The organism is Paenibacillus sp. EKM10P, assembly GCF_011800655.1.
GTDB classification, from domain to species: Bacteria; Bacillota; Bacilli; order Paenibacillales; family Paenibacillaceae; genus Paenibacillus; species Paenibacillus polymyxa.
The window spans coordinates 70881-84660 of the sequence record NZ_JAALET010000006.1 but is presented as its reverse complement, the minus strand read 5'-3'; the positions used below and the strand labels follow the sequence as shown (position 1 = coordinate 84660).

Here is a 13780-nt window from a genome sequence, read left to right as displayed (position 1 = left end):
AGGATAATATATGCATACTTTTTGGACCGATTCACAATAAAAGCGAAGATTTCGCTCTTTCTTATACTATAAAATAGAAGTAATTCATGTAAAGGGTGTGAACCTATTGGCTAAAATCAAATATGCGCTTGTGGGCACCGGAGGAAGAGCTGAATTTTTTTACGGTGAAGTTGTTACCGTTTTCAAAGATACATCAGAGCTGGTCGCGTTCTGTGACGTCAACCAGACGAGAATGGACTATGCCAATCGGCTGTTGCAAGAGAAATACGAGCACCAGCTGATTCCAACCTATAAAGCTCACGAATTTGATCGGATGATCGCGGAGGTGAAGCCGGATATCGTCATCGTCACCACCATTGACCGGGTGCATCATCGGTATATTATCCGGGCGATGGAGCTGGGCTGTGATGTCATTTCCGAGAAGCCGATGACGGTGGACGAGGATAAATGCCAAGACATTCTGGATGCCATAGAACGCACGGGACGGAAGCTGCGCGTCACCTTTAACTATCGCTATGCCCCGCATAATACGAAAATCCGTGAGGTTATCATGGACGGGACACTGGGTGACATCTTATCAGTCAATTTTGAATGGCTGCTGAATACCCAGCATGGCGCGGATTATTTCCGCCGCTGGCACCGGGACAAGCGCAATAGCGGCGGTCTGTTGGTGCACAAATCAACGCATCATTTTGACCTGATGAACTTCTGGCTTGGCTCGAAGCCGGAGACGGTGTATGCGCTGGGTGATTTGAAATTTTACGGCCGGGAGAATGCGGAGCAGCGTGGCGTGACGGAGTTCTATCAACGGGCTTACGGCAGCAAGGCGGCGGAGAATGACCCTTTTGCCTTACATCTGGATCGTAACGAGCATCTAAAAAGTATGTATCTGGATGCGGAGCATGAGGATGGATATGTGCGGGACCAAAGCGTATTTGGCGACAATATCAGTATTGAGGATACGCTCAGTGTCATGGTGAAGTATCAGAATAAAACGGTAATGAACTATTCACTGAACGCTTATATGCCATGGGAGGGCTTTATCATTGTATTTAACGGCACCAAGGGACGGATGGAAGTTCGGGTGTCCGAGCAATCCTATGTTAATTCCGGTGGCAGCAAGGCAGATGAGGGGGCGCTAAAAGAGAAAACTATCACGATCTATCCTCACTTTGCAGCACCTTACGAGGTCGAAGTAGAGGAAGGCGTGGGGGGACATGGCGGAGGAGATCCGGTCATGCTGCGGGATATTTTCGATAAGCCGGCAGAGGATCGGTTTCATCGTGCGGCCTCCCATATTGATGGCGCATGGTCCATTTTAACAGGCATCGCTGCCAACCGCTCTATGCGCACAGGTCTGCCGGTGAAGGTGGAGCAACTGGTGCGATTATAACGATGGTAAGTAGACAGCAACTATAATAACAAGAAGCCCCTCTATCAGATGAATGAGGAGGCTTCTGTTTGTATTTAAAATGCACCTTATATCTTTATGTCTTAGGGCACTATATTTTATTGTTTATCGGTCTTCAGCTCACGGGTTCCTAGCTGTTGTACAGGACGATGGTTATCGGGAAAAATGGCAGCAAACTGATTGATTTGGTCTGCGGACATTTCAATAGGCTGTTCCAATACCGTCCAATTCACATGCTCTGTGCATGGTGGGGTAGTCAGCGACCCATTGTAGCGAACGGAGTGCAGGTCTTTTGGCAGCAGCGCAGCGAGATTTACATCCTCATTCAGAACCGCTTCTTTGGAAATATCTTTCGGCAGTTTGGACCAAATGCGGTTGAAGGCCTTGTTTTCTTTGCCACTTTGTATAAGAACCCCTAAGACAGCTGTGCTTCCGTTGTCGCTTTGATGAACAAAATGAAGCTCCATTTCAGCATTTTTACCGTCTATTTGGTGTTCACTTGGATGATGAAAATGGAACTGCTTTAAGGTGAATGTAGTGCCGTCCACGACAATATTATTGCTGGGACTAGCTGCATTGACTTGGACGGTATGTCCATTATTCAGTATGGATACTTTAGTGGTTGAATAATGAACCTGCAGCGGTTGCTGCGTATGCGAAGCTTCCAGATGGGAATGCTCTATGTTGATGGGAGATTGCTCCTGACCGTTACCACAAGCGACAAAATCCTTTTCCAGCTCCCCCCAATGCTCCGGTCCTTCATCCCCTTCGTAGGACCAGTGCGGGCTTTTCTGAATAACTGCATGAGCGTTGTTAGCTGAGGACGATGATGCGCTAGTAGGACTAGAAGTGGCGGGTGATGTACATCCTGTTACCGACAGTGCCAAGATTATGGAAAATATGCTGAACAAGCAACCTCTCCAATGTTTTTTCATGTTTCTTTATCCTTCTTCCAAATAGAGTATGTGAAACTTTTTACATTGTAAATTATTGTACAAAGTTCCTGCAAGGGTACAAGGACTTAGGAAAAAGGTAGAAATGGTTGCTTATTATTACCGGGGTGTAGAAAGAATAATGGAGTGGTGAAATTTTGTTTGTCCTCTTTGGGGGAAGTAACTATAATAGTGGGGTGTGCGTTACAAAATAATTCCATATCTACTCAAAGGAGAGATCTACATGAAAGCAGCAATTGTTACAAAAGACAAGAAAGTTAGTGTAGAAGAGAAACCTTTGCGCTCCCTGAAACATGGGGAAGCGTTAGTCCAAGTTGAATATTGTGGGGTTTGCCACACAGATTTGCACGTAAAAAATGCAGATTTCGGTGATGTCACAGGCAGAGTTCTGGGACATGAAGGTATTGGGAAAGTCATTGAATTAGGTGAAGGAGTGACCAGTCTTAAAATTGGCGATCGCGTAAGTATTGCCTGGATGTTCGAAAGCTGCGGTCACTGCGAATATTGTTTAACTGGACGGGAAACTTTGTGTCGTGAAGTTAAAAATGCCGGATACACGGTAGACGGTGCAATGGCAGAACAATGTATTGTCACAGCTGACTATGCGGTCAAAGTACCAGATAATCTTGATCCTGCCGCTGCAAGTAGTGTAACTTGCGCAGGGGTTACAACATATAAAGCAGTTAAAGTAAGCGATATCAGACCAGGACAATGGATCGGTATCTTCGGTATCGGCGGCTTGGGTAACCTGGCTGTGCAATACGCTAAAAATGTATTCAATGCTAAAGTTGTAGCCTTTGACATCAGTGATGAAAAACTCGAACTGGCCAAAAAAATTGGTGCTGATTATATTGTTAACAGCATGAAAGAAGATCCAGTCGCCCGAGCTAAGGAATTAACGAACGGTGCTGGTCTGGATGCAACCGTGGTTACTGCTGTTGCCAAAACACCTTTCAACCAAGCTATTGACGTTGTGAAGGCTGGCGCGCGTGTCGTAGCTGTAGGTCTTCCAACCGATAAAATGGATCTGGACATTCCGCGTCTGGTTCTGGACGGCATTCAAGTAATCGGTTCTTTGGTCGGTACTCGTGAAGACCTTAAAGAAGCGTTCCAGTTTGCTGCAGAAGGTAAAGTTGTTCCTCTTGTACAAAAACGTCCGCTTGAAGACATCAATGAGATCTTCGAAGAGATGGAGCATGGCAAAATCCAAGGACGTATGGTCATTGATTTTACCAAATAAAATGATGTCCAATTCGTAACTCTTGGAATTGTAAGAGAGAGAAAGCGCCTGCTGATCTAGTGCAGACGCTTTTTTTGCTTTACAGCTTATTCAGAATGTTATCCTCCAAAACCGCAGATTTATCCCCGTATTCTTTAATAATATGTCTTTCTCCCCAGGCACAAAGTGAATCCAAAATGCTTTTCAAACTACATCCATATTCACTAAGCTCGTACTCCACTTTGGGTGGAACCTGATTATAGCTAATCCGATTGACAATGCCATCTTCCTCTAATTCACGAAGCTGTTGAGTCAGCATTTTTTGTGTTATGGAAGGCATCATTCGCTTTAATTCACTTGTTCGCATCTTTCCATGGGTCAAATGACACAGAATCACACACTTCCATTTTCCCCCGATCACCTCTAATGTCGCCTCAACAGAGATATTGTATTTTTTCTTCCCCAATGCCGATCCCTCCGTGTATGTCACCTGTAGGGTACTTTTTGGTACCTATATCACTAAAAAGTACGTACTGTTCATAATTGATTGAATAACTCATAATAACATCTGCTGGTCGAAGATTACTATAGATAGGAGTGAAAAACATGTCGCCAGAATCCAAACGAAGTATCTGGCCATTACTGGCTTTAGCCGTAAGCGCCTTTGCCATTGGGACCACTGAGTTCATCAGCGTAGGATTGCTTCCCCTGATCGCTGAAGACTTGCACATATCCGTAACAATGTCCGCACTAACTGTAACGCTGTATGCATTAGGGGTTACCATTGGGGCACCTGTGTTGACCTCGTTAACATCGAGTGTTCCTCGTAAAACGCTGCTGCTGTGGATCATGATTGTGTTTATCGCAGGCAACAGCCTTGCTGCAGTCTCTAGTGGAATTACCCTGCTGCTGATTGCACGTGTCATCTCGGCGTTCTCCCATGGAGTGTTCATGTCCATCGGGTCCACCATCGCGGCCGACCTTGTTCCCGATGATCGGCGGGCGAGTGCTATTTCGATTATGTTCTCCGGCTTGACCGTTGCCACCGTAACAGGGGTACCATTGGGCACCTACGTTGGGCAGCAATGGGGTTGGCGGGCTGCATTTATGGCTATTGTGGTCGTCGGTGTTGTGGCCCTCATTGCCAATCTGATTCTGCTGCCCTCTACGCTCCGAAAAGGGAATAAGACTCCTTTCAGCGAGCAGGTCAAACTGGTTACGAATGGTCGCTTGCTACTTGCATTTATCATTACTGCCTTGGGATATGGGGGCACATTCGTCGTGTTTACTTATTTATCTCCATTACTTCATGACATAACCGGTTTTGGAGAAAATACGGTAACATTCATTCTCTTATTGTATGGAATCGCCATTGCTATCGGGAATGTCATCGGTGGAAAAGCTGCGAACCGCAGACCGCTTTCAGCTTTGTTTTACATGTTTCTGATTCAAGCTGTGATCCTGTTTCTGCTGTGGTTTACCGTGCCATTTCAAACGGCAGGTCTGGTGACGATTTTCTTTATGGGATTGCTTGCGTTTATGAATGTGCCTGGTCTACAGGTGTATGTAGTTATGTTAGCCGAACGTTTTGCACCCAAAGCGGTCGATGTCGCCTCTGCTGTTAATATTGCGGCCTTCAATGCAGGGATCGCAATCGGAGCATATGTGGGAGGTATTGTGACAGATTCAATGGGTCTCATGCATACAACTTGGGTCGGTGGGGTAATGGTTTTGGTGGCGGTTCTACTGACAGTCTGGAGTCGTATGCTCGAAAAAAGGGATACAACCGCCTTGGCAGGCTAAAACTTTTAAAAAATAGAGAGGAAGATACAAAATGACACAAAACCTACAAAGCACAACAACATTGCACAACGGAGTTCGCATGCCTTGGTTTGGCATCGGGGTATTTAAAGTAGAAGAAGGTTCAGAGCTGGTCAATGCTGTGAAGGCTGCTGTAAAGCATGGCTACCGCAGTATAGATACAGCGGCAATCTATGCGAATGAAAACAGTGTAGGACAGGCTATTCAGGAAGCCCTCTCGGAGAATAATCTGTCCAGAGAAGAACTATTCGTCACGTCCAAAGTGTGGAATGCAGATTTAGGCTATGAAGAGACGCGAGCAGCTTATGAAGCAAGCCTAGACAAGCTGGGGCTGGACTATCTGGATCTATATCTGATTCATTGGCCGGTTCAAGGGAAGTACAAAGAAGCTTGGAGAGCTTTGGAGTCCTTGTATAAAGAAGGACGGATTAAGGCCATTGGAGTCAGCAACTTCCAAATTCATCATTTGGAAGATCTCATGCAGGATGCAGAAATCAAGCCAATGGTCAATCAGGTGGAGTTTCACCCACAGCTAACCCAAACCGAGCTGCTGCAATTCTGTCAAAAGAACAACATCCAAATGGAAGCCTGGTCCCCGCTCATGCAAGGCCAATTGCTCGATCATCCGGTACTGCAAGACATAGCGAACAAGTACGGTAAATCGGTGGCTCAAGTGATTTTACGCTGGGATGTACAGCAGGGAGTCGTCACTATTCCCAAGTCCACCAAGGCGCATCGAATCGTCGAAAATGCCGATATTTTTGACTTTGAATTGACGCGTGAGGATATGGATCAGATTCAGGCGTTAAATGCCAATCTTCGGGTAGGTCCAGATCCGGACAACTTTGATTTTTAAAATCCAGTCCATCATAAAACGCCGTTTCCTTCTTCATGGAAGGGACGGCTTTTTTGTGCATAGTGAAACTGAAGCTACAGCAATCCAATCCTGCCATATGGTATTATAGAATTATATGAAATGAGAAGTTTTGGACGCTTATGAAAATGAAAATCTCCGGGGGACCTCATGAATAAGACAATTGCAGATATAGCCCAAATGGCTGGTGTATCCAAGAGCACCGTATCCCGTTTTTTGAACGGCGGATCTGTCAGTCTGGACACTAAGCGTAAAATTGAAAAGGTGGTTAAGGCCACGGGGTATGTGCCCAATACCTTTGCCCAAAGTTTGAAGGCAAAACGAACCAACATTATCGGAACCGTCGTGCCACGGCTGGATTCCTTTGCGACATCCCATACGTTAATGGGGATTGATGAGGAACTGCGTTCCCAGCATTACCAGATGCTGATCTCTAATACGAGTCAGGATGTAAAGCGTGAAATCGAAGCGATCTATGAGTTCGCACGACAAAAAATTTCAGGCATCATTCTGCTGGCTGCTCAAATTACAGACGACCACCTGACCGCGATTCGAGACATCAGTATTCCGGTATTGCTGGTAGGCCAACAACATGAGCAGATCCATAGCCTTATCCATGATGATTATCGTGCCGGATATGATATCGGTGCATATGTCCTGTCAAAGGGCCACCGTGAAATTGCCTATGTCGGTGTTACTGAAAGGGACGTTGCTGTCGGTGTGCAACGCAAAGAGGGCTTTAGGCAGGCTGTTCGCGATGCGTTACCTGCTACGTGTTATACGGACGAGACGATGCGAGCCGCAGGATATGATATCAGATACTATGAAACCGGATTTAAAATGTCCGATGCAAGGATTGCCGCATCCGCCATCTTAGACCAATTCAAGCCATCGTTGATGGTGTGTGCTACGGATAATATCGCGCTTGGGGTAATCAACGCGGCTTATTCCAGAGGAATTACCATCCCGTCGGATTTGTCGGTCACTGGCTTTGGGGGATACGATATTACGGAGGTCATTCACCCTGCGCTAACAACTGTTCAATATCCGTATATGGAGGCCGGACGTGTAGCAGCCCAAAACATTGTACGGCTGGTAGAACATAAAACGGTAGAGCAAGTGACAGTCATGGATTATACCCTTATTGAAAGAGAAAGCGTTGACAAACGCTGAGCAGGTGGATTATAATTTCTTCGAAACCGGTTCCATTGCACTCTTGCACAATTGGAATCGGTTGCAAATCCATGGATGAGTATATTTTTTTCATTGTATAGGAACCGGTTCCGTTTAATTTTTTTTCATTACATTGGAACCGGTTCCCAAAAATCTAAGTTTTAAAAAAATGAGGTACACCTATGAAAATGACAAAAGAACAAAAGTATCGATTAATCGAGCAGGCTGAGCCCGGTGAAATAGCAAGCTTGCAGAAAAAGGTGGAGCAATGTCCGTGGCGGCAGTCGTTTCATATCCAACCACCGACAGGCTTGCTCAATGATCCGAATGGATTTTCATATTATCAAGGCGAATACCACTTATTTTATCAGTGGTTCCCACTAGGAACCGATCACGGAATGAAATATTGGTATCATTTGAAATCCAAAGATTTGGTCACATGGCATAGTGCAGGCATTGGCATCACACCTGGAGACTACTTCGACTCGCATGGGGCTTATTCCGGCAGCGCGCTGGAGCATGAGGGCAAATTATACATGATGTATACAGGAAATACACGTGACGAAAACTGGATCAGACATCCTTATCAATGCATGGCTGTTATGGATGAGAGCGGTCACATTACCAAGTGGGAGCATCCTGTTATTGGCCATGTGCCAGAAGGTTATACAGACCATTTTCGTGATCCCAAGCTGTGGAAGGACGGCGATAGTTTCTACTGTATGATTGGTGCACAAAGAACAGATTCAACAGGCTGCGTTGTCCTTTATCGTTCAACGGATCTTCACACTTGGCAGTTCGAGGGAGAACTGAGCACGGGGCTGGAATCGTTTGGATATATGTGGGAATGCCCGGATTATTTTGAACTGAATGGAGCGGGTGTGTTGGTCTTTTCTCCACAAGGCTTGGAGCCTTCAGGGGATGAAAACCACAATATTTATCAATCGGGCTACGTCATCGGCAAACTGCTGGATACAGAGACAAGAACACTGGAGCACGGCGCATTCCACGAGCTTGATCGGGGCTTCGACTTCTATGCACCACAGACGATGATTGACCCGCAGGGGCGTCGTATTATGGTGGCCTGGATGGGGCTACCGGATATCGAATATCCGACAGATCCGAACGGATGGGCCCACTGTCTGACATTACCGAGGGAACTTACGCTTCATGAGGGAAAACTCTTGCAGCGGCCTATCCCCGAATTAACCACGCTGCGTAGAAATAGTGAGGATCGGGTAGCTGACACGTTGTCCTCAGAGAGCAAAACCTACGAAGGATTTAAGGGTACTGCCTATGAGATGATCTGCGAAGTAGATCTTTTGGATGCCAAGGCATTCGGTATTGAATTCCGTGCAGGTGAGACGGAGAAAACGGTGATTAAATATGATGCCATTAGCCGTAAACTTGTATTGGATCGTACGCAATCGGGTGAGCCTGTAGCCACTTCGTACGGTGAAGTACGGCAGTGTGCATGGGACAAGGATCATATTAAACTTCATCTGTTTGTAGATACATCTTCAGTTGAGATTTTCGTCAATGATGGGGAAGAAGTGTTCACCAGTCGTATTTTTCCGCACCCAGAGAGTGACGAAATACGCTTTTTTGCCGACAAGGGAGAGGCTCTCTTCCAAGCGGTAAAATGGAATTTTACATGAGTAGGCTAATTCATCAAGTGGATCGTTAATCATCAAACATAACGGAATGAACGAGGGGATGAACATCATGGCGGAAAACAGAGAGATAGCTAAAGAAGTGATCGAGGCGATCGGTGGAAAGGAAAATATCGCTTCGTTTGCTCACTGTGCAACGCGCCTGCGCATTATGGTGCATGATAAAGAGAAGATTGATCAGAAGAAAGTTGAGGAGATCGACAAGGTTAAGGGGGCTTTCTTCAATTCAGGTCAATATCAAATTATTTTTGGTACAGGAACGGTAAATCGGATTTTTGATGAGGTTGAAAAGCTCGGCGTGACGGGTTCATCTAAAGAAGAGGTGAAGAGTCAGGCGAAAAAGGAGGGCAACGTCTTCCAACGGTCTATCCGCACCTTTGGCGACGTGTTTGTACCGATTATTCCAGTGCTGGTCGCTACGGGGCTGTTCATGGGATTGCGCGGTTTGCTCACTCAGCCGCAAATTCTCGCCTTGCTCGGCATGACGCCGCAGGATATTTCACCTAACTTTTTATTATATACACAGGTATTAACGGATACGGCTTTTGCCTTTCTGCCTGCGTTAGTCGCATGGTCAGCCTTTAGAGTATTCGGCGGCAGTCCGGTGCTGGGTATCGTTCTCGGTCTGATGCTGGTAAACCCGGCTTTGCCTAACGCGTATAGTGTTGCGGACGGCTCAGCCCATCCGTTGACGATGTTCGGTTTCATTCCTGTGGTGGGCTATCAAGGCTCGGTATTACCAGCCTTCTTCGTGGGCTTGATCGGAGCCAAGCTGGAGCGGGCGCTACGCAAACGGGTGCCTGAAGCGCTGGATCTGATTCTCACACCATTTTTAACATTGTTGATTATGATCACTTTGGGACTGTTTGCTATCGGTCCAGTTTTCCATTCACTTGAAGAATGGGTGCTGCACGGAACCATATTTGTACTTGATTTGCCTTTCGGTATTGCAGGGATCGTCATCGGCTTTTTGCATCAGATTATCGTCGTTACAGGTGTGCATCATATATTTAATTTCCTGGAGATTCAACTGCTTGAAAAGAACGGCGTAAATGCCTTCAATGCTATTATTACCTGCGCAATGGCTGCACAGGGAGCTGCCTGTCTGGCAGTTGGTCTGAAAACGAAGGACAGCAAGCTGAAAGCGTTGGCGCTTCCTTCTTCGTTCTCTGCTTTCCTAGGAATTACAGAGCCGGCTATCTTCGGGGTCAACTTGAGATATATGAAGCCTTTTGTCATGGGTCTCATCGGCGGAGCGGTTGGTGGTTTTATTGCTTCGGTCTTGCATTTGGCGGCTACAGGGATGGCGGTTACTGTTATTCCAGGTACGTTGCTCTACATGAACCATCAGCTTCCGTTTTATATTTTGGCGAACTTGGCTGCTATGGCAGTATCCTTTGTCCTGACTTGGATGTTTGGCTTTAACGATAAAATGCTGGACAAAGTCAAAACAGCGGGTTCCTCCAAATAATATCATTCAGTCAGCACCAATATACGCAGATTCATGCGTGTAACTATAAATATAATGGTCGCTTTTACACGGAGCGCTCTTGTCCCTTAATGAAAAAAAGGATAACTAGAGCAGCATTCGATGTGAAGCGGCCATTTTTTTATCTATAAAATTCCGCTTCAGGCTATCAGATTAGACGATGGAGGAACGTTCATCCAGAAACTCGGACGGGGAACAGCCTGTTAAGCGTTTGAAGATCCGATGAAAATAGGACACATCACTATAGCCCACATACTCCGAAATTTCACGAATCGTTAGCCGCGACTCCGTCAGCATGTAGATAGCGGTTTTAATACGTTGCGTATGTACATGCTCGCTGATCGTTTGGCCTGTAACCTCACGCAGCAGTGTCGCGGCATAATTGGGGGTTTTGCGAATGGCATCACCAAGCTCTTCTTTGGTTACCTTTTCCCTGTAGTGATTCTGAATGTACTGTTTCATATGTTCTACATGCCGTTCTTTATCGCGAGGAACGGTACCTTTGTCCCATTCCTGGTTCATATAAATCATGGCTTCGGTCAGCAGACAGTCAGCCATCAGGGCGTAGTAGCTTGGGTGTTCAGTCCATTGATAATACATCGATTTGATCCGTTCATGCAGCAAATCGTAGCATCCGGGCTTGATCCATAACGGCTGGTCTGTATTCAGTATGGGAAGTGTGCTGTTCGTACATGTTTTGCGGCAATGTATCACATACTTGGTATGGAAAAGCGTAGGAATGCTCTTGCCATAGTAATTCAGATGAGCGGGTAAAAGCAGTGCTTCACCCTTGCCCAGAATGATCTTGCTATCGTTCACCCAATATACACATTTGCCAAAGGTGACCAAAATGAATAGCAAGTCATCGTTGTCGGTATTTGCACCAGCCTTTTCATACCAGTCTACGCCATTGTCCTGCCGTATACCCGTCAATGTAATCACAAAACTCACTCTCCAATGTCTTCAACATTCATCATACTGTAATACATCCATCATACTATAGTTCATAGTCTTGGTGAACGGGTACAGGTAGAATAGGACTATATAAGTTTAATGTAGATAGAGAAGAAAAGTGGAGAAGAAGTTATACAGTAAAGACATTCAGGAGGATGACATTACTATGCTTAAAACGAAAATTATTTGTACTATGGGACCTGCCTGCGACTCCATTGATTTGTTAAAAGAAATGATCCAGGCTGGTATGACTGTAGCTCGCTTGAACATGGCTCATGGGGAGCTGGAGGATCATGTTAAACGTATTGAAAATGTGAGACAGGCAGCGAAGGAAATGAATACCTGTATCCCTGTCATGATGGATATTAAAGGACCGGAAATACGGATTGGCAAGCTGAAGGAGGCATCTGTTCTACTGAAGCCAGGCAGCCAGCTCATTCTGACCACGGAAGAGATTTTGGGGGACGAGCATCGTATTTCGGTGAATTACCCGGATATGCCGAAGGATATCAAAGCAGGTGACCGCATTCTCATCGACGACGGTTTGGTTGATCTGACTGTAACCTCCATCGAAGGAACCGAGATGATTTGTAACATCGTAAGCGGCGGTATTTTGAAGCCGAGAAAAGGTGTGAATCTGCCAGGGATTCATACAACTCTTCCAGGTGTAACAGAGCGCGACGTGAAGCACATTCAATTTGGGGTGGAGCAGCGTATCGAGCTTATTGCGGCTTCTTTTGTGCGTAAAGGCGACGATATCCGTGAAATCCGTGAGATTTTGAAGGGACATCATGCCGAGCATGTACAGATTTATTCCAAAATTGAAAATGCCGAAGGTATGGAAAACCTGGATGATATCATCGAAGCTTCGGACGGTATTATGGTAGCTCGTGGCGACTTGGGCGTGGAAGTGCCGATTCAAGACGTGCCTGTGATGCAAAAAGAAATGATCGACAAGTGTAATCTGGTCGGCAAGCCCGTTATCGTTGCTACTCACATGCTGGAGTCCATGCAGGTGAACCCGCGTCCGACGAGAGCTGAAGTTAGTGACGTGTTCAATGCCGTTATGCAGGGAGCTGACGTAGTGATGCTGTCGGGCGAATCTGCTGCAGGTAAATACCCTGTTGAATCCGTACGGACCATGGCTGCGGTAGCTGCCAGTGCAGAATCACAATTGGATTACCAGGAGCAGTTCGATAAGCGCAGAGCACGCCAAAGCACCAACATTACTGAAGTCATTAGTCAGGGTGCGGTGAGTTCGTCTCTGGAGCTGGATGCCAAAGCGATTATTACCTCGACTGCCAGTGGATTCACGGCTCGTATGGTGTCCAAATATCGTCCGAAGGCACCGATCATTGCGGTTACTCCGAATAACACGGTATTCGCTAAAATTTGCCTGTTGTCCGGTGTATTCCCGATTAAAGGGGATAAGGTAGCCACAACGGATGAAATGTTCGAATCTTCCATCCGTAACGCGCTGAATGCAGGATATATCCATAAAGGAGATACTGTAGTCCTGTCAGCAGGCGTCCCTGTCGCTGAGGCAGGCACGACCAATCTGATTCGGGTATATCAAGCGTAAGTTATATCAAATACAGAAAAGGCGCTGATCCTCTAAGGGTTCAGCGCTTTTTGATGTTCGGTCGTGTCTAGGCTTACAGCCCGAATACACTTTTGGCAACGACTTGTGTCAGTTCTGCCTTATGGGCTTGGTATTGCTCTAGGGTAATGCTCTTATTGGCCAGTCGTTGATCCAACTGCTCCGTCAACTGAGCTACCTGTAGATCAACGATAGCCTGAGCATCCTGATTATGGGTTTGTGCAATATCAGCCAAGGTTTGACCATTATATAACGCATCATATAATTGCTCATCCGAGGATATACCCAGTGCTTTCAACAGATCATCATCCTTGGAAGCTTCATTGTCCTGTACATGCAGGGCTCTCTCTGGAGCCAGTGCAGCAGCATTAGCCCGACTTCCCCAAGTAGATGACTGCCCAATAGATAACGCCAGCAACAGTGTGCAGATGACCAACATTCGTTTTCGATTCATAAGTGTAAATCTCCTTTTGTGTTTCATTAAATTTCTGACGGGGTGGAACGGTATATGGATATCCAACGGGAGTGATGTTTATGCCTTTAGCCCATCCGGCTTATATAGTTACCAGATTCTTAAATACATCATACACGCCCAATCTTAGCGCCAGCTTAA

Annotated in this window: 12 protein-coding genes; 8 read left to right on the top strand and 4 right to left on the bottom strand. The window is 46.1% G+C overall.

What is annotated here, in order from left to right:
• Nucleotides 1–106 precede the first annotated feature (106 nt).
• The gene (locus HFE01_RS16185; RefSeq protein ID WP_017425665.1) at nt 107–1393 is read left to right on the top strand and encodes a Gfo/Idh/MocA family protein; all 1287 of its coding nucleotides are present in this window, start codon (nt 107–109) and stop codon (nt 1391–1393) included.
• A 116-nt stretch (nt 1394–1509) separates the two neighbouring features.
• Here HFE01_RS16185 and HFE01_RS16180 read toward each other — a convergent pair whose 3' ends face one another.
• Entirely contained in the window at nt 1510–2346 is an 837-nt protein-coding gene (locus tag HFE01_RS16180) for a carbonic anhydrase (protein ID WP_017425666.1), read from the bottom strand.
• 241 nt (nt 2347–2587) lie between these two features.
• On the opposite strand from HFE01_RS16180, the gene adhP reads away from it, so the two are divergent.
• The gene (adhP, locus tag HFE01_RS16175) at nt 2588–3604 is read left to right on the top strand and encodes an alcohol dehydrogenase AdhP (protein ID WP_016820203.1); all 1017 of its coding nucleotides are present in this window, start codon (nt 2588–2590) and stop codon (nt 3602–3604) included.
• 79 nt (nt 3605–3683) lie between these two features.
• On the opposite strand, the gene HFE01_RS16170 is transcribed toward adhP, so the two are convergent.
• Nucleotides 3684–4049 (bottom strand): winged helix-turn-helix transcriptional regulator, encoded by a 366-nt coding sequence (locus HFE01_RS16170; protein ID WP_013368959.1) that lies wholly within the window; start codon nt 4047–4049, stop codon nt 3684–3686.
• A 140-nt stretch (nt 4050–4189) separates the two neighbouring features.
• Here HFE01_RS16170 and HFE01_RS16165 point away from each other — a divergent pair, with 140 nt between their 5' ends.
• From HFE01_RS16165 to HFE01_RS16145, 5 genes are all read left to right on the top strand, one after another.
• Nucleotides 4190–5386: an MFS transporter gene (locus HFE01_RS16165; protein ID WP_045244956.1), complete on the top strand. Its 1197-nt coding sequence runs from the start codon at nt 4190–4192 to the stop codon at nt 5384–5386.
• A 31-nt stretch (nt 5387–5417) separates the two neighbouring features.
• Nucleotides 5418–6260 carry an aldo/keto reductase gene (locus HFE01_RS16160; protein ID WP_017425667.1) on the top strand — a complete coding sequence of 281 codons (843 nt, stop codon included), beginning with the start codon at nt 5418–5420 and terminating at the stop codon, nt 6258–6260.
• 168 nt (nt 6261–6428) lie between these two features.
• A complete protein-coding gene (locus tag HFE01_RS16155) occupies nt 6429–7451 on the top strand; it encodes a LacI family DNA-binding transcriptional regulator (protein WP_016820206.1) in 1023 nt (340 codons plus the stop codon).
• 182 nt (nt 7452–7633) lie between these two features.
• Nucleotides 7634–9109 (top strand): glycoside hydrolase family 32 protein, encoded by a 1476-nt coding sequence (locus tag HFE01_RS16150; protein ID WP_167438545.1) that lies wholly within the window; start codon nt 7634–7636, stop codon nt 9107–9109.
• A 67-nt stretch (nt 9110–9176) separates the two neighbouring features.
• Nucleotides 9177–10595, top strand: a complete 1419-nt coding sequence (locus HFE01_RS16145) for a sucrose-specific PTS transporter subunit IIBC (protein WP_016820208.1) — start codon at nt 9177–9179, stop codon at nt 10593–10595.
• A 171-nt stretch (nt 10596–10766) separates the two neighbouring features.
• On the opposite strand, the gene HFE01_RS16140 is transcribed toward HFE01_RS16145, so the two are convergent.
• Nucleotides 10767–11555 (bottom strand): AraC family transcriptional regulator, encoded by a 789-nt coding sequence (locus tag HFE01_RS16140; protein ID WP_016820209.1) that lies wholly within the window; start codon nt 11553–11555, stop codon nt 10767–10769.
• Nucleotides 11556–11733: 178 nt separating this feature from the next.
• Here HFE01_RS16140 and pyk point away from each other — a divergent pair, with 178 nt between their 5' ends.
• Nucleotides 11734–13149 carry a pyruvate kinase gene (pyk, locus tag HFE01_RS16135; protein WP_016820210.1) on the top strand — a complete coding sequence of 472 codons (1416 nt, stop codon included), beginning with the start codon at nt 11734–11736 and terminating at the stop codon, nt 13147–13149.
• Nucleotides 13150–13222: 73 nt separating this feature from the next.
• Here pyk and HFE01_RS16130 read toward each other — a convergent pair whose 3' ends face one another.
• Entirely contained in the window at nt 13223–13621 is a 399-nt protein-coding gene (locus HFE01_RS16130; protein WP_016820211.1) for a hypothetical protein, read from the bottom strand.
• Nucleotides 13622–13780: the final 159 nt, after the last annotated feature.